The sequence below is a fragment of the Petralouisia muris genome, assembly GCF_004793545.1.
GTDB lineage: Bacteria > Bacillota > Clostridia > Lachnospirales > Lachnospiraceae > Petralouisia > Petralouisia muris.
This window is the reverse complement of record NZ_SRYA01000007.1, coordinates 69,243-88,790: the sequence shown is the minus strand read 5'-3', so window position 1 is coordinate 88,790 and position 19,548 is coordinate 69,243. Positions and strand designations below refer to the sequence as shown.

Sequence of the window (19,548 nt, the reverse complement as noted above, 5' to 3'; positions counted from 1 at the left end):
TAACCTCCTCTTATTTAATTTCTTACAAAAAATTTTTCAGACAAATAATTAAATCCTCTTACCATAAGCTCCGTAACCATAATTGACAGCAACGCAAGAAGCCAGCATTGATAGCTCTGAAAGCTCTGATAACCGTTTAATCCAAAAACAACAAAATATACTGTCACATGCAACGCATAATATTTCGATATATGCCTGCTGTAATACAGAAGCTGTCTTGCAATAGGATTCTTTGGTTCCCACAGTCTGTCATTCTTTCTGTGGATTTCTTCAATAAAGAAAAAAATTGCGGCAAAAAGGAATATATGCGCCAAACTTGCCGCCACATGCCAGAAATCCGGATGCGTATAGGCATCACTCAAAACCGTGTATATTTCCGATATATCCGAACCGTAATTTCTAAATATCAGTCCCCACCACACAATGACGATTGCAATAGCAGGAATAGCAAACACTTTGTAAAATCCCATTTTATCCTTAACATGTCTTATCATTTTGCCAAAAGCAACTCCAAAAAGCGCATAAGACAGAAAATAAAGGGGCGTAAAAGAAACAAAATCCGCATCTCCAATCAAAAGCTTCATGATATATCCGATTACCGGCACATTCACAGGTATCCCATAAATATATGGCGCTGCCAGGCTGACTGCTGCGCCAATAAGCACATACCAGATGGTTTTCACATCCAATTTCTTAAGCAATGCCAATACCAGATATATGATTCCGGTAATAAAAAAGATATTCGTATATTGTATGTAAAGCTTTACCATGAATCTTAAATTCTCCGATGCGGTTTCCGAAAATTTTCCAGAAACAAAAGGATACGGCAGCACCAGCGCGGCTACATAAGCAATATTATTCAGATACTGGTAAATCACCATGCGAATGCCGCTCTTTACGAATTCCGCCGGCGCTGCATTCTTGCTGTAAGCAGTTCCAATTCCCATAACAAAAATGAAAATAGCTGCTCCAGACATGGTTGCAAACATATAAATCCATCGTATTATGGAATCCTCCTGAGACATGGTTGCCTGAAACGCATGGATCAGATAAATAACCAGCATGAAAATCCCCTTCAGATAATCAAACTCCATTTGCCTTCCCGTATTTACCTCTTCCTTTGAAAAAATTGTATTCATCATTTTATCCTCCTTGCAGTATTCCTTCACCCGATAGACACGATTCTGCTAAGTAAGATTCAATAGAATTCTTGTTATGAACATTCCATTCTGCACGGAAAAATCTGTTAAGCCTTCATAGCGGGAAGCCGCCTTAATAATACTGAACACTCCCATGCCGCCGCCTTTATCCGACTGGGGCAGTCCTTTACGGAAAACCACCTCTCCGCTGCTTGTATTGCGGCACTGGATAATCACCTTGTTTCTGCTCTGTGAAATATAAATGTCAATCTTCTGCTGCTCCTGCCCGGAACCGGCACATCCATGAATCGCATTCTCAAACATATTCGCCAGAATGGCAATCCAGTCAACATCCCGGACAGGCAGGTTCTCTTCCAGCTTCACATCCATTGCAACCTGAATATTCTGCCCCCGTGCCTTTTTCGCATAAGCTGACAAGATATTGTTTACCGCCCGGTTCTTGCTGATATCGCTTACTTTCCACTTTTCCACATCCTCATCATACTGTGTAAGATACACAAGAAGCTGATTATACTCTCCTTTTTGAACATATTCCCGAATCAAAAGGGTATGGTGGCGCACATCGTGGCGTATCCTTGCCGCCTCCAGCTCTGATTCCTTCATAAGATCCATCTGCTGATGCAAAAGCTGTTCATTTACTTCCAGCAGTTCCTTCTCCACCTGATAATAATGTTCCTGCCCTAAGTGGATATACAAATGAAGAATTGCATACTGGAGCATACCCGCCATAAACAGAATCAGAAACGCACGTACCACATTAAAAACAGAAAATCCTTGCAGATTGGGCCAATACGCCATAATTGCACCCAACATTACTGACACAAAGAGAGTTGCCGCACTGAACAGATCCATTTCCTGGAGCAGAAAATCCACGCCACTCAAAAACTGCTTCCGGAACTTAAACCAGGTAAACACAAGGATTATCACAAGACAGACAACACGCACAAGAATATCTATCCACAGATTCCCTCCAAACCACCAGCGCGCCACATCCACGCCGCAAAAGGTACATACAGAAAATAAATAAAATGCCAACGCCATCTTATACAAAGACAAATACAGAACTTCGCTGCTCATGATACTACAGAAAACTCCAATGACAGGAAGCGCTGACAGCGCAGCAAACCGGACAAAGCTGCTGTTTGCCGCCAGATACCAGACACTATAAGCAGCAATCATAGAAACGCCAAATATACCGTAGCACCAGGCTGTTTTCTTCATGGAAAACCTCGGCCGGTCCAGCATCAAAAAAATTGACAGCATTAACCCTGTGCTAATGGCATTGCGCAAAAACGCAACCCAGAAAGAACCTCCCAGCATGCTCCTCATTCCTCCTTTTTAGCAAAACACTATGGGTTTATTATAGTGTCTGCCCTATGGAAATTCTACAAAATGGGACAAGAGGCAAATTTAGAGGGACAAAAAAAGATCCCCCTGCCCAAACGGGACAAGTGAATCTTTTTTACTTTTAAAGCTCTGCTGCAAAGGATTTAACTGCCAAAGCGTATTATGCCTTCCCCTTCCGGAAGTCAAAATAATAGGCAAAATAAACTTTCTTAAATTCCGCTGCCTTATTCCGCGGTATGTAAATCGTACGCCCATTATCCATCACAATCTTTTCACGTTCCACAGAGACAATATGATCCATGTTCAGGATATAGGAGCGTCCGCACCTGCCGAACCGGCAAAATTCTTCCAACATTTCCCATAACTTTCCCGCTGTCATGCGGACCCTGCACTCCTCATCTGTCAGATAAAGCATTTGATAATTTTTCTGGGATTCGCAGTAAACGATATCATTCGGCTGGATTTGCCGAATTCCCCCTGCCGCTTTAAATACAATCTGATTTTTTTTGCTTTTACCAAGCTGCCCCATTGCAGAATCCATAGCATGGAAAAACCTCTTGCCGTCAAGGGGTTTCACAAGATACTGTATTGCATCCACCCCATAGGCTTTCAAGGCATATTCCGTTGACGTGGTAAGGAAAACAATCGGCATGTCCAGGCCCAGCATCCGCACTTCCTCAGCAGCTTCCATGCCGTTCTTCCCGGACATAAATATATCCAGCAGCAAAATATCCGGTATATATCCATCCTCCCTGACCCGCCGCAGCAGCGCCTCCGCACTGGAAAACCTCTCCGTTTTGTATTCCACTTCCTGTTTTCTGTCCTGATAGCTTGCCAGGAAATTTTCAATCCGGTCAAGCTCCCTTTCTTCATCATCACACAATGCTATCAGACACATAAGCTTTCCTCCCTTTGTCTCTCTATATATCTGACGGAATATTCATAATCAGCCGAAAGACAAACACTCCATTTTCATTTTTAAAATCATAATCTCCGCCATACTTCTCTGCCGTCTTAATAATGCTCGAAACTCCAATTCCGCCTGTAAATTCTGTTTTTGGCTGCCCGCCCTTTAATCCGGTCTTCCTCCTGCATGTATTGCTGCAGAAGATAATCAGTTTATTTTTCCTTATTTTCATCGCAAAATGAATAAAACATTCTTTTTCCTCTGAGCACTTCTTCACTTCCATGCAGGCGTAAATCGCATTCTCATAAGCATTTGCAAGAATTGCTACCAGATCAATATTGGGTATGTCCAATTTCCTGCCGATATCAATATCCATGGTAACCTTAATCTGCGCCCTCCTCGCCTTTCTGGTATACGCTGAAAGGATATTATTGACTGCCGTATTGGCACATATCATTTCCACCATGCCTTGATCTATTTCCCTGTCATACTCCTTTAGGTACTGCAGCAGCTCTTCCTTCTGCTGATTACACACATACTCCGTTATAACCGCATTATGATGCCTTACATCATGGCGTATCCTCCTTCCTGATTCCACGGACTCTTCCAATAGCTCCATTTGACGTTCCAAAAGCCTGTGGTTCATCTGTATCAGCTGGTTTTCTCTTTCATATTCTCTCTCAATACCAACGTGCAGATAGAATCGGAACACAAGAAGCTGCAGGGTGCCTGTCAAGATAAAATTCACCACAATCTGATAAATGCGGTATGGGGACGTCCCGTTAATATCCGGGTTTAAAATAAACCCCATTCCCAAAAGAATACAAATAATCATAATGGCAACGCTAAATTTATCTGCCTCTTTCTCTACATACTCACCAAAGCCCTTAATGGAACTTTTCTGCTTTTTTTCTATAACGAAAGCCATTAGCAGAATCAATATCACACGTGTGGCGATATCCGCCCATACATTCCCGTCAAAAAAAATGACAGCAGCCTCCAACCCGCCAATCAGAAAAACTGCAAGCAGATAAAAAGTCAGCGCAAGCTTATAAATAGACAGATATACGGAATCACTGCTTATCATTATGGCAAATATTGCAAAACATGCATACATTGCAAACGCCACAATCCGCACACAGCTTTTCCAGTCCGCCACATACCAGGCTGATGCCAGGATAAGTACAACCAAACTGAAACATCCATAACAGACGATTGTTTTTTTCCTGCCAAACCGTGACTCACTCATCTCGGAAAACAAGATAATGACTCCTGCAAGGCTTATTGCAAACCGAATAAATGCTATATACACAGAACCGCCTAACATACAATTTATCTCTCCTATCCACGATTACTGCTGAATATTTTCAATTGTTTTATATTATCAAACAATCCACATTAATCACTATGTTTGGCATATTTGGCTGCTTTTCAGGCATAATTGGTCAACATCCCTCTTGGGATTGACATTCACAAATTCAAAACTGCACAAGCAGAGCAGATTCCATGTTCTACTTTATACTCCAAATTGCCGCCATATTTCCGGCAAACGTCAAAAATACTGGAGATACCGATGCTTTTACCTGCAGGCAGGCTACCGGACAGTTCCAGACCATCGGGACAGATATTGTCACAGACGATGGTCAGCCTGCTGTTTTGCAGCCGAATATAGATTTCAATATATAAATTTTCTTTTCCGGACTTCTGGCATCCGTGCAGGGCGTTTTCAAACAGATTTCCCAAAAGAGCAATCAGGTCAATATCCCGCACCGCCAGTTCTGCCGGAACATTGCACTTAACCAAAAAGGCAATGCCGCTTTCCTTTGCCTTACCTGCATAAACAGAAAGGATACTGTCTATCGTCCTGTTTACGGAATACTGCCTTACCGCCGTTTCCGAAACTTCGATGCTGTATTCCCTGATATATTCAAGGATAGCGGGCGTATCGCCGGTTTTTGCATATTCTGCTATCGTTTCAAGATGATGCCGTATATCATGCCGAAGCCTGCGGTGTGTCTCCTCAGCCTTCTGCTGAGCCGACAGCCGGGCGGAAAGATATTCCGCATTCTGACGCACTAAGGCAGCCTCTTTAGCCTTTTTCATGTAATTGATGTTACTGAAAACAAGCCAATATGCTGCATACATAATGAAGTTAATCACAAAAAGCGCTGACATCAGCCACACATCCGATATGACGTCTTTTACATTTAAAACGCTTAAAGAAGCCTGCAGCAGATAAAACAGCAGGGCAACCAATGCCAGATTCCACCATCTCCTGTTGCTCCCGTCCCCAGGGAAGTGCAGGATTTCCTCCCCAGATTTTTTATACAGCGCTAATATCAGCAGCAAAGATGCGCTGCGCAGCACGATTGCCGCGTAATATCCTGCCGGGGCAGAAATCCTGGGACAAAACAGTTTAATCATCATCTTTAAGACATTATCCAGAACAGAAAACAAGCAGAAGTATGTGATAAATAAAAAACACTTTTTGGCAAAGCAGCCCCAAGAAACCATACAGGAAAAAAGAAATGTGCATATTACAATCCCACTGTAAGCAAAAATACCAATTGCTCCCCCTGCTGCATATCCATAAATACCTATACTAACAAAACCGGCTGCGTACATGCAGCCATAAAGTGTAAATCTCTTTTTGGAGTATTTGAGTTCTGACAAATGGCAAATCACAAATACATGGCACAATGCTGTGAGGATTAATCCTGGAATCTGGTACACCTCGCTCATTTCATCGCCTCCCTCCGGCAGAAATCCATATATGCTTTCTGCACTTTTCCACTGCTCCTTCTGGGAATGGGAATTTTTGCGCCATTATACATTTCCAGAGTATTAACAGAAATTTTACGCACAAAGGAAAGATTTGCAATATAAGAAGCTCCAATCCGGATAAATTCAGGATATTTCTTTATCTCCTCAAACATCTGAATTATTTTCTTACGCATACGCAAAACCTCACCGCACGAAAGGTTCAGCAGCAGATAGTGATTCTGCGACTCTATAAATACAATCTCACTTGCACGGACGCGGTATACACCGTCTACACAGGACAGGGAAATAAAATCACAATCCACCATTTTCCTAACGGCACGATCCATGGCTTCATCAAATTGTTCCTGGGAAAAAGGTTTGAGCAGATAGTGAATGGCATTCATTGCAAATGCCTCCACCGCATATTCATCGCTTGCCGTCAGGAAAATAACGCCCATATCCGGGCTTTGGGAAAGCATTTCTCCTGCAACATCTGTTCCCAGGATTCCAGGCATACAGATATCCAAAAGGGCAATGTCGTATCCTATTCCTTTTTCCACTGCATTTAAGATATCCATTGCCGTACCATACTCATCAATGTCAAAACACAGTTCCGGATGCGCCTTGATATACGCGCTTAAGGCCGCTGAGATTTTTTCCACTTCACTTGGCATATCATCGCATACAGCTATCCGCACTCCACCACCTGCTTTCTCCTAATATTCCCTTTATTGTTCCAGCATAATGCCGCATGGTATTCTCCCTCTGTCCAATCCTCTATCCCATACTCTTCGTTATTGTAACGCTGTTCCACCTGTATATTCCTGCCAATCTTTATATAAAATTCATCCATAGGAAGCATCAGCCCACTTCCAACTGCCTTCACAAAGCTTTCCTTGATAGTCCAAATGCGGTAAAAAGCTTCTTTCCTCTCCTGCTTTTGTTGTTCCATAATAAACTCATATTCAGACTTGCAAAAAAATCTTTCTGCCAGCTTCAAATCAACCGAATCCATATATTCAATATCACATCCCACTTCTGTGTCTGCAAATACAGCAAGCACCATTTTTTCCGAATGGGAAACGCTAAAATGAATATCTGGATAATCAGGAAAATAGGGCTTTCCATAGGTTCCTTCTGCAATTCTTACATTTGCCTCACGAAGGCCGAAAGTTTCCAAACCTTTGTCAATCAAAATTCCTGCTCCAAGTGACAGCATCTTATCCTTTTTCATCCGGTAGCTATTTATCTTTTGCCGACGCTTCTCCGATAATTTTTCATAAAAGCTGAAAAAAGTTTCCGAATTCTCCAACTCCTCTGTATTAAGCTTATATACCTGTTTCATATGTCCTGTACTGCCTTTACACTTTTGAACCATTCTACGGTCTCAATCTATCATTCTATTATGTTTTTGTCAATCATTTTTTAGCAGGCAAAACGTACCACAAAAGGCATAAATTATCCCAAAACGAGAAATTTCTGTTTTTTTGTTGTATACTTAAAAGGGAATCTGGCAGGCAACCTGCCCTAATATTTAAAGGAGGAATTTAATTATGGCAAATTGCGATAATACCAGATCATGTCCCTGTACCTATGACTGTCCAAGGCATGGGAAATGCTGTGAATGCGTGGCGCATCACAGGGATCATGATGAGGGGGTGCCCGGATGTTTCTTTTCCAGGGAAGCGGAAGCCACCTATGACAGAAGCATAGAGGCGCTCTGCCGGGATAAGGGAATCCTCTAAATGAGGATTTGAAACAGACACCGGAACATAAAAACATCAGAAATGAGGAAAAGATTTATTCTATTTCTTAATGCAAGGGTCAATATGCCATGGAAATGGACAGACCCTTTTTCCGGCGGTACGCCATGGAACCGGGTATGCCGTGTTGGTTCAGATACAGAAATGTTATATTATAGAAAAGGAATAGAGCCTAAAATTCCCAGTGTTACTTCCATGATATAGTATCATAGCAGCTCCTCCTGTAAAAGCTGGATATCCTCCAGTGTGTCCTGGATAGATTTCAGCAGATTCAGATGTTCTTCTTCTTTCATTATTAATCTCCTTGTTCTATTAAATTTTGATTTTGCATCCGAAACAATTCTACCACATATCTGCAAATAAATCATTTCACATTTTAGGGCAGAATGAAATTTTTATAAAACATATTCCATCTGGAAAGCCATTGCAGTATAATAGAGCCATTGATAAATCAGAATTAAGAGAGGACACGAATATGATAGAACTGGATGCGTTCAGAAAGCTGTTGGAGGAAAATGATGACCGTCTTCCTCTTTTGACGCTTAATGAATTTTTTGAGGGAAATACAGCAGAGGATTCATTTGCGTCAAATGACTGTGACTTTGGACGTCCTTCAATTGCTGAAATTTGGGAACTGATGCGAAATCTTGAGAAAACGCCCAGCGTTGCATGGATTCGCATTGAACTGCACAATGACACGGAAATTGCAGAGTATGAAGGGAAAGAGGCATTAGTTCTTGCGGGAGAATCACCTATAATATGTACATCACTCTCAGCACCGGAATTGGAAACGCTTGCAAGATGTGAATGGCTGCATTCTGGTGGGGTGGAGGAATGGGATGTATCTTCGATAGATTCTTTATTTTCGTGCAGACCCCCTGTTCCAGAGGGCTTTCGCTGTTTTGCCATTGTGTGGGATTGATAAGCGTATAGCAGAGAATTTTAGTTTATGCTGAAAACGGATTGGAAAGCAAAATCGGAAGATGTAGTTAAGCACGTCAAAAAGGGCGATATAGTAGGTTTTGGCACTGGAACCAGTGGAAATTTTACGCTCAAATTCAGAGAAGGCTACCCTGAAGAACAATTATTAATGGAATATCCTGTTGCGCTTCGTTTAGGCATTGATATTCAAGACGAAAAATTATGTGTAATTGATTTGTATTGGCTGATGGATTGGAGTCCAGAGTGTCCTTTGGAACAAATTATTCCCATAGATTCGGGATATTATCACATAACATTATGCACAAGGCAGCCTGATTCGGGAATCTGGGGTGATGAACAGACAATATTTGTATATTTAAACAAATTAGATTCCATGCCAGAATTGAAGTATTTTGGCATACCTACGCTGCTTCCGCAGTGATTAGCTGGTTGAGCAACTACAATTTGTAGAGACGGCTTATAAAGTGGGTAAAAAGATTTGGGGTTGTGATTTTATATTTACCAATTGCGCTTGCAGTAGTCTGGGTGATATATGAAATCTTTGGTATGTACGAATTCATATTACAACCAAAGAACAAACGAACACATTGCAGACGAATTTAGAAAGCGAAATTTCTGATATTGAGATTATCAGTGTTGATTCGGAAACGGGAAATATGTCAGGATCTGGAAACCATGTTGATTGTCTATCCTCCATCATATTTTCAACAGAATTGCAAGAAACTGAAATAGAGAATTGTATGTCTAAATACTATTTTTTTGATGAATGGAGTTGTTATGTGAATAAAACAGACGATGGGTATTACAAAATTTGTATCAATACATCGGCTCCGTTTGCAGATAATTAGAGGGACACTGACTTTTTTGTTTATCAGAACAGAATAAAGCAAGAAATTGGAAGTTATACAGGAGGCGCTCAAATGAATTTTTCAGATATGATTGTAGGAAAAAATGGATTCTTAGTAAAATTGCGCGTTAATAGCTCTTTCAACGAGCAAATATATACAGATATTATAAACTATCTTAATGATAATGTTCCCAAGTGGAAATCAAGCGGCTTTATACCCATTGCAGATGCAGTGCCTATCTTTAACCTGATTGACGGACTATCTGGAGGAAGCAGATTTTGGAGTGAAGAAATTCAACTACGAGCAGAAGATGCCGTACTTGAAATACAAGATATACTCAACACATTAGAAGAATAATCACAATTAATTCAGGAGGGACACAGTGGCTAAACGACCTGCATTTTTTATTCGGCAAAGAAAAGTTGTCAGTGAAACGTATTCGTTTGAATGGTTTTCAGGTTTTGCGGTATCTCAAAAGCAAAAGTCCATAAAAAGCCTGCATAATACAATTATGGAAGCCGATGGCAATGCCAAGCCATTGGAAATCAGTACCAAGAGTAACGAACCCATTGGAATAAAGCTAAGCGCATTCCATCTCAAGTTAAACAGCTATGCCCTTGAGAATATTTTTCAGAGCGCTAAAGTTTTTGAAAACGGTGGTCCGTATCTCGATTTACTTGATGTGCTGCCTAAAGAAGCCAAGCGTGATGAAAGGTTACATAATTCTGGGAATCTAATAGCGTTTCATTATCAAAACGAGGATTTTCCTTTAACTCCTAAAACGGTATTTTATGATTTCATCTATATTACTTCTGTAAAAAAATCATTTACAGCAGATGAAATTAGTGCAATTTCAAATTATAATTATTTTACCGATATTGAGTTTAATCCAACAAAAAGTATCAATACTCAAGCGAGAGCCGTTGCAATCATTAAATTAATATTAGATGAATACGGGTATCTGCCAGATTTTCAGAAAAAAGATTTTATTCAATATCACAAGGAACATATTGTTTATAACTGAACCACTACCGGCTAAAGCCGGTAGGTTCATTCCTGCAAATCTTAAGTCTGGATATACTCTTTGATGATTTCATCTGTCACATTTCCGCTGCCTGCCACAAAATATCCCCTCGCCCACAAATGCTGTCCCTAAAATTGCTTGTTTAATTCTTTATACTCCATTTGCAGCTTTCTTGATGTGTTTTCCTTGATATATTGCACCAGTTTGCTTGCTGACAAATGCGGCGAAACGGACACCAACATATGGATATGATCGCAACCTACACATGTCCTGCCAGGATTTCCACTTCATTGCTTTGGCAAACGAGACGGATCAATTCCCTTGTCCGCACCGCTATTTTTCCTGTAATTACAGGCTTCCTGTCCCTTGTAATCCATACTAAATAGTATTTTATGTCATAGGTGCAATATGATGATTTCCTATAATGTTCCATATTTTGCACCTCAAGTTTAGTATCCCTTTTTTCGCTTTTTCTAAACTTGAAGATATAGGGGTGACCTAAAGATTTCGCCTTAAGGCAAGGGTTTTACCCACATTATACAAATAATAAAAAAATATAGGATATTATTTTTTTGTTTTTGGTCTTTTTTGTTGTTATGGCAACTCACCAATTTCATGCCCTGCCTAGGGAGGTTAAATTTGCAGCTCACGGAAAAAAATGCTGCACTCAGGAGAAAGTGCCAAACTCAAAGCTTGATTGAGTTTTTGTTATAATGTTCGTGTAACAAACCACACTCCCACGCAGGGAGTGACGCGCGGAATGTAAAAAGGCGTTCCGGAGTTTCCATTTCAATCCACACTGGGAGTGACTCTTTTTGATCAGTTAACACTAATCGAGAGAATAATTTCAATCCACACTCCCACACTGGGAGTGACTTTAATCACGTTTGACGGATTCTATCATGCGTTGATTTCAATCCACACTCCCGCGCAGGGAGTGACTGCAGAAACATTAGTTGTGACTCTTTTGTTTGCGATTTCAATCCACACTCCCGCGCAGGGAGTGACATAACCACAAGCGCAAATGCACCCGTGCAGAATCATTTCAATCCACACTCCCGCGCAGGGAGTGACAGCATTACTATGACTTTTCGGTTTGATTTTATCAATTTCAATCCACACTCCCGCGCAGGGAGTGACATAATCGCGGACTGGTCTATCATCATCATTGGGATTTCAATCCACACTCCCGCGCAGGGAGTGACGCTTTCCGTTGCCATACTTTCAACCGCCCAAATAATTTCAATCCACACTCCCACACAGGGAGTGACTGGATACACTGTTAAAACTCAAAGATTCTTTTATATTTCAATCCACACTCCCACACAGGGAGTGACAATCACAACTGGAAAATTCGATTAAAATACTACAAATTTCAATCCACACTCCCACACAGGGAGTGACAGACATTGACCCTTTTAATAATGTTAATTATAAAATTTCAATCCACACTCCCACACAGGGAGTGACCAACATGCGTTGCGTTGCTTGACCCGTCTTCACCAATTTCAATCCACACTCCCACACAGGGAGTGACACAGATATTCCACAATTTTACTATTGCCCTTTTCTATTTCAATCCACACTCCCACACAGGGAGTGACCAAAAACAGTGTTTTTTATTGCGATGCATCCAATATTTCAATCCACACTCCCACACAGGGAGTGACGCGCCTCCTATCCTATGTTCTGACAAAATCAAACCATTTCAATCCACACTCCCACACAGGGAGTGACTTTTTCATACATCACGATTAGTTTGTCTGATATATTTCAATCCACACTCCCACACAGGGAGTGACTGCATTTACAGTAACATCCTCATTGTCAGATGTATTTCAATCCACACTCCCACACAGGGAGTGACTGCATGGATATCACCTGTTGATACGGCCGCTCGCCATTTCAATCCACACTCCCACACAGGGAGTGACTGATAATGGTAGACACCTGTCTCAAGATTTTCTGATTTCAATCCACACTCCCACACAGGGAGTGACACAATATTTTCAGCCGTTCGTAATCTAGTTCTGCATTTCAATCCACACTCCCACACAGGGAGTGACTGGGAGCCACACGGTTTGGTTCCGGCAGCCAGGTATTTCAATCCACACTCCCACACAGGGAGTGACCTAGCAATAGACTGCTCGGTAAAACTGCAATCATATTTCAATCCACACTCCCACACAGGGAGTGACCTTATGCAATACGGTTATAAGCCGGGAATACGCAATTTCAATCCACACTCCCACACAGGGAGTGACTTTTTACTTTCGTAAATTTCTCCTGTTTCACGTATTTCAATCCACACTCCCACACAGGGAGTGACTTCTGCCTCCAATCATACTGCTTAGCAGGCACTGATTTCAATCCACACTCCCACACAGGGAGTGACAAATCCCTGTTAATCTCTACGTGCGACGTATGGAATTTCAATCCACACTCCCACACAGGGAGTGACTTGTATTTGGTTTTTACAAAAGGTAAATCATTTATTTCAATCCACACTCCCACACAGGGAGTGACACGTATGCAACCGCGCACGAAATTTTTACGTGGTATTTCAATCCACACTCCCACACAGGGAGTGACTCTAATTCAATTTTAAACGCTCCTAATTTTGATATTTCAATCCACACTCCCACACAGGGAGTGACTATCTCAGTTGTGTGCGAGTTGATAAAACGGACGATTTCAATCCACACTCCCACACAGGGAGTGACGAACTTCTGATGTAACACTACAGCATAGGAAAGAATTTCAATCCACACTCCCACACAGGGAGTGACGATTCTCTGTTTCATATAACAGTTTTAATATCGAATTTCAATCCACACTCCCACACAGGGAGTGACGCATATCAACCTTTATGATAAATCGGATAATCAATCCACACTCCCACACAGGGAGTGACGGGGCCGATGCCGCTGACTCCCAGCAATAACCGTAATCAATCCACACTCCCACACAGGGAGTGACAGCAAAAATCACCTATTTTTTTCCAAAAATAGATTTCTGCTTAAGCAATATCAACAAAATTTACTATTGCCCATTTCATTTTAATGTGGAATTCCCCACATTTAGTTACTTTTTATGGTGCGAACCTTCCTGGCATTTCATGTTTGCTTACTATCCGCACCAACTTATATCATTAAAGTTCCTTCAGCCTCATAAGATGTTTTACTGCCAAAATGCTCAACTTTCGTCTGATAATTATTTCCAAGGTAGTAAAAACGCAAGCTATCTTCTTTCTCATTAATCAACGATACAAGCCTATCCTTTAACATCAATAGCTGTGAAGCATCTAAGATACACTCAAATACTGAGTTTTGGACTCGCTGCCCATAATTGACGCACTCTTTTGCAACTTTGCGAAGACGGGTCTTTCCTGCTGCACTCTGAGTAGAAACGTCATATGTAATTAATACTAACATGCAAACACCTACTTCCAAAAAAACGGCGGATACTCATCCATGTCGCCCCGGATAGTCCGGGCAAGCAAAAGCGCCTGCACATAGGGAACCAATCCCCATTCTATCTTTTCTTTTAAATATGGATGTGTAATGGTTTCTCTTTTGCGCTTCTGCCATGCGTTAAAAAATACCTTTCTGCCATCGTCATTTAAAAGAACCGCATTGTCCTTTTGCCTTTCAAAATGCGCTGCCTGAATCGCTTTCGTATTAACCAATGTCAAAATAAATCTATCCGCAAGAACTGGCCTTAATTCCTCCATCAAATCAAGGGCCAGTGAGGTTCTCCCCGGTCTGTCACCATGCATAAATCCCACGTAAGAATCCAATCCGACACTTGACAGCGCATTCGCACAGTCACCTGCAAGCACTGTATAGACGAAAGACAATATTGCATTTATATGGTCAAGAGGAGGCCTGCGGCTCCGTTTTGTAAATGCAAAATCATCTTTCTGATTTAATATCATATCATTAAATACAGAAAAATATTGCTCAGCAGCTTTTCCCTCTATTCCCCGGAGTTCCTCTCGCGTAAGCGTTCCGTCTATTTTAGGCAGCGTATCATACAAAGTATTTGATACATTTTTGAGCTTTTCTGCATCTACGCGATATGCATGATCCCGTAAGGTACGTTCGATACTCCATCTGCAATTAAAGACTTTCCCCACAATCATATTCTTGGCATATGCAATACTTCTGCTTTCATCATCAGAGATACGATACTGCTCTTTTCTAAGCAGCACATTCCCATATTCCTTTCCTACCACCCTGGCTAAAAACGCGCCTCTGGGAGAAAAGAAACTCATCCCTATTTTCCGCTCCGCACAAACTCCCATCAACGCCGGACTTGCGCCTTTATAAGTAAAACATATAATATTCTCCAGGGTATGAAGAGGGAATCTACCCAGTGTTTTATCATCGTCCTGTATTACGATATTTTCTCCATTCAGAGTTAAATAGCAATTCTCCGTCATGACATATAAAGTATTTAGTAATTTTCTCATATCACACTCCCAATCGGATCGCCCAAAGTGATCCTCTGCCGCAATTGATACTCCAGAGTATACTTATCTGCCAAATGATTTGCTATTTTTCTTTCAAATAATTTGAAGATGTTGGCTAATCATTTGGCTCACGGGTATCATCATTCGCTTTTATATTCTGTTCTATATATTTCCTGACCTTTATTGCTTTTTGCAGTTTTGGAAGGCACAAACTTTCCAGAGAACACGCTTTGCATTGCTTCGTAGGCTTCACATTCGGCGTATATCCTCTTTGTAACAAAGCATGCATTTCCTTCGCTGCTTTCTTTACCTCATTCCGCAGCCCATCTGTAAATTCCACATGGCTGCGCCGCCTGTTTTCACCATAATACAAATATCCATCTGATATCCTTGTCTGAAACATTTCTTCCAGGCAGATTGCCTGTGCACATAGCTGCAATTCATCCGCATTATTTTCTTTCGGTGAGCCATGCTTATATTCGACAGGGCTCGGATTCCATGTTCCGTCATATCCGAACAGTTCGATTCCATGTTTGTCCTGGCGAAATTCAACCACATCACACTGCCCGCTGAATCCAAGTTCATGGGAAGAAATACGTAACCCTCTTACAATCAGCAAATCTCCTCTCTTTTCAAAAGAACCTTCGTCATGGGCTTTTTTATGCAACAATTCCCCGGCAGTTGTCCTGTAATTTTCTGCCCATTGCTGTTCAATATGTATCATTGCCCACTGCCTTCTGCAAAATGCAAAATGCTGAATGCCGGAAAGCATAAGATAATCTTCTTCCGCATACATCACTAAATACCTTCGATTTCTTCCAGTTCCAGGTTCGGCAACGAATCAATTGTGATATCGTAGTCTTCAAACTCTTTTGGGTCATCTGTTTTCGCTGTAATTTTTATCAGCCTGTGAACCTTTGCAGATGAATACTGCCCCATCGGGCAATTATGTTTCCACCAATAAACCTTGCACACTTCCATACTTCCGTCAGGCCTTGCAGAAGAACTGTCATTGACAAACAAGGTACGCAAAGCCTCTTTTATCTTTTCGGCGTCCGCATCGCTAAATCCTGTCTTTTCGGCAAGCTGATGGTTGATACTGCCTTTTATTGCATATAATGCGGAAGATACTTTGTGTTTCATTCCCATGGTATCAGAAGATTTCTTCTCTTTCGTTTCGCTGTTCACACTTTTGGTTATCTGCATGCTGTCAATGGATATGGGCAGTACGCTGAAAGCCGAATGGACAGAAACAGGCCCTCTCACGCCGACAGATACACTGTCCCCTTTAAATGCAAACACCTGTCCAAAGCTGCGGACATCGATCCAGGTCTCACATGCTGCTTTGGCATAGCTTTCTTTATCCTTAGCCTTTAATGCTTTTTGCATCTCCTCATTTTTCTTTGCCCGGTCTGCAAGGCTCCTGCATGCATCATCGGAACGCTCATCACTCTGTACAAAAATCCTTTCTCCCATATCCTGGAGCCTGTTTCTGATTTTCCGTTTAATACACACATCCGATATTTCTCCAAATCCATCATATGTCTCCCGGGGCCTGTTTCCATTCAGCGGATCTCCATTGGGATTCGCATTTCTTACCATTACCAAAACCTCAAAATCAATCTTGTTTGTAAATTCACTCATTATTTATCTCTCCTTTACTGTTCTTTTTCCAAAGTTCATTTTTCATATATTCCATCTGCTGATAATATGCTGGGATATACATTTCTGACAATGCCCTGTTATCATATTCTTTTATTGTCATATGGCCCATAATTTCCCCTGTCCATTCTTCAAACTTCTTCCGTTGATAACCATTCAGCTTTTTTTCATAAGCATTCAGATTCTCTTCAATCGTTTTAGCTGTTTTCGCCGGCCTTCTGCTGTATGTATTCCAATAACGCTTTGCATTTGTCATGCGTTGCTCTTTTACTTTGCCGTTCTCATCCTTTTCAAACATGGCGCATTGTTCCATGAAATCATATACCGCCAATAACCTTCCAAATAGAACATTCCGGTCATTGATATTTTCCTTTAGAAAATCATCCATTTTTTTATCTCCCTCCTCGTAATTAAACCGTATCATTGCGCATGTGACGCACAACACATCATTGTACCATACAAAATTGCTCATTGTCTGGGGCATAGACACGCGCCTTGCCGCTGCCCGGATCATATCAGACGGAATCTTTGCACTCCTTTGGGTGATGCATGGGAGCAAACGCTTCACCGTTGCCCTAAGCAGGCCAGCGTCTGCCTCCAACCACTCTGACCTTTGTACGCCAAATGCTGCAAGCGCCATATCCCTGGGCGACGGCGTACATTCACATGTGACTTTCCTTTTTTCTTCTTCTGGTTTTCCCACCTTTATCGTCCGCCGCCAGTTACAATGATTCTGCCAGTTTAAAATGGCGTCTATGTACTGTCTTCCGCCCATTTCATCATAATACGCAATGGACAGCCTTCCGGTTGTTGCCGCTTCTAACGCAATAATTACAATTTTGTCATCCTGTTTTATTTTTCCTGCATATCCGTTTACCGCATGGTTAAACTGCTCTGCAAAATATTTCCCGGTATCATGTTTGCGGATACTGGAAGATTCATAAGTATCAAGTGAATCAAAATCGAAGTCAATATCGTCAATATCGCCGAACCCATTGACAGAATCCTTGGTGATGTCCGGAATCTGCATGTCCCTGTTTGCCATCCAACAAACAATCGCCGATTCATCACGGGTATATCCCTGTTTTTGAATCAGCCATCTTAAAGCATTGTGGGCTCTCTGGGACGTATCATATCCCACGGAAACTGCCTGGTCTTTGGACACAAACCTGCCGCGGTAAGTAAAACCGGATTCATCATTTCCCGAAATCAGCTTGGCTTTATCCGCGCTGTTGCGTATCTTAGAAGGATGTTTATCGGAACAAGATTCTATCTTTCCAGATGCATAGCAGAGCTTTTTGTCTGCTAACTTCTGTTGGTAATAGGAACTATATTGCTTGTACAATTCCTGATTTTTCCATACCTCTCCCGAACTGTCGCTGCCCAAAATCCGAAATCTTACATTTGCTCCTGTTTGTCCCAATCCCTGTATTTTAACGTTATCCGTAAGCCTGCCGCCGCCATCTAACTCCAAGGTCCCTTTGGTTACTAAATCCTGTATCAGCGTTTTCTTTTCCAGATATTTATAAATTGCCTGTACAAAAGGATGCGTATATTCTGATTCTGCCCAATCCTCAAGCTGCCTGAGATAGGCTTCAAAATATTTTTCCTTATTATCGCCTGTGTATAAGGTATAATCTCCTGCTATGTAACAGAGCTTATCACATAACGGATGGGGTGTAATTCCACTGGCTTTAGCAGCCGAATCTTTTGTAACCGGAATAATCGTAACCACATCACTGCCCTTTTCCAGCCTTTTCGAACTCTGGAAATTGCCGTCCAGGTCAATTGCCACTTCTATCTGCGCATTAAAGGTTGAATGGGAAATTGGCAGAAGCACTGCCTGTTCATTTTTGTCCACTCCTGCCAAATGCCCATAAACATCATAGGTTTCCGCCAACGTTTTCAGCCATGCCAAACATATCACCTCCCTCAAACTCTTCCAATCCTTTAAAATTCTCTCCCCACACAAACTGCTTAGATTGGGATTCCCGCAGAACCCTCCGAATCTCACACTCTTCGGGGAGCGGAAATTGTATCACGCCCTTTTTCATCTGCGCATTCCAAAGCCGTACCGTCATTCTTCCTTTTTCTTCTTCCCGGACTGCTTCGTCAGGGTACGTAATCCCGTGCACCATAATGCCGAAGGACAAATTCGTCTCATCGTATGCGCCTTCCCCTTCCCCGAAGGGACAGGGTTCCACATATCCCTGGCATTCCCTGGCTCCCAGAAAAATATCCCTTCTGCCTCCCCGTTCCAGCATCCTCCTTGCAATGTCATAATGCTTATTTTCATTTCGGTCATGGGCTAAGTCCGGCCTGTTTTCATTCCATTCAAAGTGTGCCTTTACCCGATATTCCACATTCCTAAGATAAGTGTAATAAGACAAATCATTCCCGCCGCTGTACTTAATGGGCCGGATTCCTTTTGATTCCGTCTGTATCGCATTCATAATCCGGCATTCATCAATGACCCATGTAATCGTGGGTTTCCAGTAAATGGATTCCGTAATCCCCTTTAACGCCTGATAAGTAGGTATCTGGTAGCTGCATTTCTCACCCCCTGTCTTAGACAGCGGATCGGTAAATAATGCATATCTTCCAAAAACACTGTATTCAATCATATTCGGCTTATCCATATCTCACCCGTCCTTTCCT

18 protein-coding genes, 1 pseudogene and 1 CRISPR repeat array are annotated in these 19,548 nt (G+C 41.8%); of the genes and pseudogenes, 5 read left to right on the top strand and 14 right to left on the bottom strand.

Annotated elements, in window-relative coordinates; translation table 11 throughout:
- Nucleotides 1–14 precede the first annotated feature (14 nt).
- The 7 genes from E5329_RS04835 to E5329_RS04805 form a co-directional block, all read right to left on the bottom strand.
- Nucleotides 15–1,142, bottom strand: coding sequence for an acyltransferase family protein (locus E5329_RS04835; protein ID WP_135988459.1), 1,128 nt, complete (start codon nt 1,140–1,142; stop codon nt 15–17).
- 45 nt (nt 1,143–1,187) lie between these two features.
- Nucleotides 1,188–2,480, bottom strand: a complete 1,293-nt coding sequence (locus tag E5329_RS04830; RefSeq protein ID WP_135988458.1) for an ATP-binding protein — start codon at nt 2,478–2,480, stop codon at nt 1,188–1,190.
- A 187-nt stretch (nt 2,481–2,667) separates the two neighbouring features.
- Nucleotides 2,668–3,405: a LytR/AlgR family response regulator transcription factor gene (locus E5329_RS04825; protein ID WP_135988457.1), complete on the bottom strand. Its 738-nt coding sequence runs from the start codon at nt 3,403–3,405 to the stop codon at nt 2,668–2,670.
- A 22-nt stretch (nt 3,406–3,427) separates the two neighbouring features.
- Nucleotides 3,428–4,741 (bottom strand): sensor histidine kinase, encoded by a 1,314-nt coding sequence (locus E5329_RS04820; RefSeq protein WP_135988456.1) that lies wholly within the window; start codon nt 4,739–4,741, stop codon nt 3,428–3,430.
- 143 nt (nt 4,742–4,884) lie between these two features.
- Nucleotides 4,885–6,156 carry a sensor histidine kinase gene (locus E5329_RS04815; protein ID WP_135988455.1) on the bottom strand — a complete coding sequence of 424 codons (1,272 nt, stop codon included), beginning with the start codon at nt 6,154–6,156 and terminating at the stop codon, nt 4,885–4,887.
- A complete protein-coding gene (locus E5329_RS04810; protein ID WP_135988454.1) occupies nt 6,153–6,875 on the bottom strand; it encodes a LytR/AlgR family response regulator transcription factor in 723 nt (240 codons plus the stop codon). The genes E5329_RS04815 and E5329_RS04810 overlap by 4 nt, the downstream gene beginning before the upstream one ends.
- Nucleotides 6,866–7,522, bottom strand: a complete 657-nt coding sequence (locus E5329_RS04805) for a 4'-phosphopantetheinyl transferase family protein (RefSeq protein WP_168356524.1) — start codon at nt 7,520–7,522, stop codon at nt 6,866–6,868. The genes E5329_RS04810 and E5329_RS04805 overlap by 10 nt, the downstream gene beginning before the upstream one ends.
- A 208-nt stretch (nt 7,523–7,730) precedes the next feature.
- On the opposite strand from E5329_RS04805, the gene E5329_RS04800 reads away from it, so the two are divergent.
- The 5 genes from E5329_RS04800 (at nt 7,731) to E5329_RS04780 (ending at nt 10,754) form a co-directional block, all read left to right on the top strand.
- The gene (locus E5329_RS04800) at nt 7,731–7,922 is read left to right on the top strand and encodes a hypothetical protein (RefSeq protein ID WP_135988452.1); all 192 of its coding nucleotides are present in this window, start codon (nt 7,731–7,733) and stop codon (nt 7,920–7,922) included.
- Between the two features lie 442 nt (nt 7,923–8,364).
- Nucleotides 8,365–8,862, top strand: coding sequence for a hypothetical protein (locus tag E5329_RS04795; protein ID WP_275443002.1), 498 nt, complete (start codon nt 8,365–8,367; stop codon nt 8,860–8,862).
- Nucleotides 8,863–8,889: 27 nt separating this feature from the next.
- Nucleotides 8,890–9,303 (top strand): hypothetical protein, encoded by a 414-nt coding sequence (locus tag E5329_RS04790; protein WP_135988451.1) that lies wholly within the window; start codon nt 8,890–8,892, stop codon nt 9,301–9,303.
- Nucleotides 9,304–9,802: 499 nt separating this feature from the next.
- Complete coding sequence (locus E5329_RS04785) at nt 9,803–10,087, top strand: hypothetical protein (RefSeq protein ID WP_135988450.1); 285 nt, start codon at nt 9,803–9,805, stop codon at nt 10,085–10,087.
- A gap of 25 nt (nt 10,088–10,112) precedes the next feature.
- Nucleotides 10,113–10,754 carry a DarT1-associated NADAR antitoxin family protein gene (locus E5329_RS04780; protein WP_135988449.1) on the top strand — a complete coding sequence of 214 codons (642 nt, stop codon included), beginning with the start codon at nt 10,113–10,115 and terminating at the stop codon, nt 10,752–10,754.
- A 41-nt stretch (nt 10,755–10,795) separates the two neighbouring features.
- Here the strand turns inward: E5329_RS04780 and tnpA are convergent.
- From tnpA to cas5c, 7 genes and pseudogenes are all read right to left on the bottom strand, one after another.
- A pseudogene (tnpA, locus tag E5329_RS04775) lies at nt 10,796–11,187 on the bottom strand (IS200/IS605 family transposase).
- A gap of 411 nt (nt 11,188–11,598) precedes the next feature.
- Nucleotides 11,599–13,733: direct repeats of the CRISPR family, unit length 32 nt; unit sequence ATTTCAATCCACACTCCCACACAGGGAGTGAC.
- A gap of 164 nt (nt 13,734–13,897) precedes the next feature.
- Nucleotides 13,898–14,188, bottom strand: a complete 291-nt coding sequence (gene cas2 / locus E5329_RS04770; RefSeq protein ID WP_135988448.1) for a CRISPR-associated endonuclease Cas2 — start codon at nt 14,186–14,188, stop codon at nt 13,898–13,900.
- 8 nt (nt 14,189–14,196) lie between these two features.
- Nucleotides 14,197–15,228: a type I-C CRISPR-associated endonuclease Cas1c gene (gene cas1c, locus E5329_RS04765; protein WP_135988447.1), complete on the bottom strand. Its 1,032-nt coding sequence runs from the start codon at nt 15,226–15,228 to the stop codon at nt 14,197–14,199.
- Nucleotides 15,229–15,343: 115 nt separating this feature from the next.
- Nucleotides 15,344–16,024, bottom strand: a complete 681-nt coding sequence (gene cas4 / locus E5329_RS04760) for a CRISPR-associated protein Cas4 (RefSeq protein WP_330571965.1) — start codon at nt 16,022–16,024, stop codon at nt 15,344–15,346.
- A 2-nt stretch (nt 16,025–16,026) separates the two neighbouring features.
- A complete protein-coding gene (cas7c, locus tag E5329_RS04755; protein WP_135988445.1) occupies nt 16,027–16,872 on the bottom strand; it encodes a type I-C CRISPR-associated protein Cas7/Csd2 in 846 nt (281 codons plus the stop codon).
- Nucleotides 16,865–18,808 (bottom strand): type I-C CRISPR-associated protein Cas8c/Csd1, encoded by a 1,944-nt coding sequence (gene cas8c, locus E5329_RS04750; RefSeq protein WP_168356523.1) that lies wholly within the window; start codon nt 18,806–18,808, stop codon nt 16,865–16,867. Before cas8c ends, cas7c begins: the two co-directional genes overlap by 8 nt.
- Nucleotides 18,774–19,529 (bottom strand): type I-C CRISPR-associated protein Cas5c, encoded by a 756-nt coding sequence (gene cas5c / locus E5329_RS04745; RefSeq protein ID WP_135988443.1) that lies wholly within the window; start codon nt 19,527–19,529, stop codon nt 18,774–18,776. Before cas5c ends, cas8c begins: the two co-directional genes overlap by 35 nt.
- Nucleotides 19,530–19,548: the final 19 nt, after the last annotated feature.